The following is a 1016-nucleotide window of genomic DNA, read 5'->3' on the forward strand; positions in this document are numbered from 1 at the left end:
CGTTGCAGAAAGTCATCGTCCGGCCTCAGGTTTCGCCGCATCACGCTTTCGCATTCGTGCCCAGCGATCAGGTCCTTGCCTTGACGCTCGTAAATTTTGCGATGGACTCGCATTCGGCCTTTGCCATCCTTCAATCTTGCGTCCATGAAGTCTGGACACGCTTCTTCGCGTCTACGTTGGAAGATCGTCTCCGCTACACGCCCTCGGACTGTTTCGAGACCTTCCCCCTGCCCCCCTGCCATGCCGACGCCCCCGAACTCGAAGCCGCAGGGCGGGCCTATCACGACCACCGCGCCGCGCTGATGATCGCGCGCGATCAGGGGATGACGCCCACCTATAACCGCTTCCACCGCGCCACCGATACGCAAGCGGACATCGCGACGTTGCGCGACCTGCACCACGCCATGGATCGGGCGGTGCTGGCAGCTTACGGCTGGGGCGATCTCGCCGCCGAGGCCGCGCCGGTCTTCCTCGATGCCGAGAGCGAGGACGACCACCGCTATCAGGGCCGCCTCTTCTGGCCTGCACCGTTTCGCGACGCGGTGCTGGCACGCCTTCTCAAGCTCAACGAGGAACGGGTCAGGATGGAGCGGATGCTGTGAACGCGGACGGCGTGCGTGCGGAGATGGTGCGGCGGCTGCGCCGCAACCTGATCGGCCCGAGCGAGGCGGACGACCATGACCTGCTCGCCGAACGGCTCCCGGCGGGCGAGAACCCCTCACGCTGGTATCTGGCGGGCTTCATCGCCCCCTCGGGCGAACTGACCCAGGAGCCCGCCGCCGATACCGAATGGGATGAGGTCGACGGCCTCCTCTCCGATGTCGAGGCGTTCGGTGCGGGCGGTGCGGCGGGGGATCATGACGAGCCGGAGGTCCCGGCCGCGCGACGGCGCTTCCTGCCCAGTTCGATTGGTCTGTCGACCATGGTCGATCCCCAGGTCCGTGACGTGGAGGTCGCGCTCGACTGGGGCGATTATGTGCCCGAGCCGCCGCTGCCGCCCGACATGCTGGAGAGCG

General features: G+C 66.7%; 1 protein-coding gene and 1 pseudogene. Both read left to right on the forward strand.

The features are described from left to right. A partial coding sequence (locus tag U1700_RS15460) for a type IIL restriction-modification enzyme MmeI (RefSeq protein ID WP_332753543.1) occupies positions 1-602 on the forward strand: 602 nt, incomplete at its 5' end. An 11-nt stretch (positions 603-613) separates the two neighbouring features. Further along, positions 614-1016, forward strand: a pseudogene (locus U1700_RS15465) (DISARM system helicase DrmA); the annotation flags it as partial.

It is taken from the genome of Sphingomonas sp. RB1R13, assembly GCF_036663775.1.
Classification (GTDB): Bacteria; Pseudomonadota; Alphaproteobacteria; order Sphingomonadales; family Sphingomonadaceae; genus Sphingomicrobium.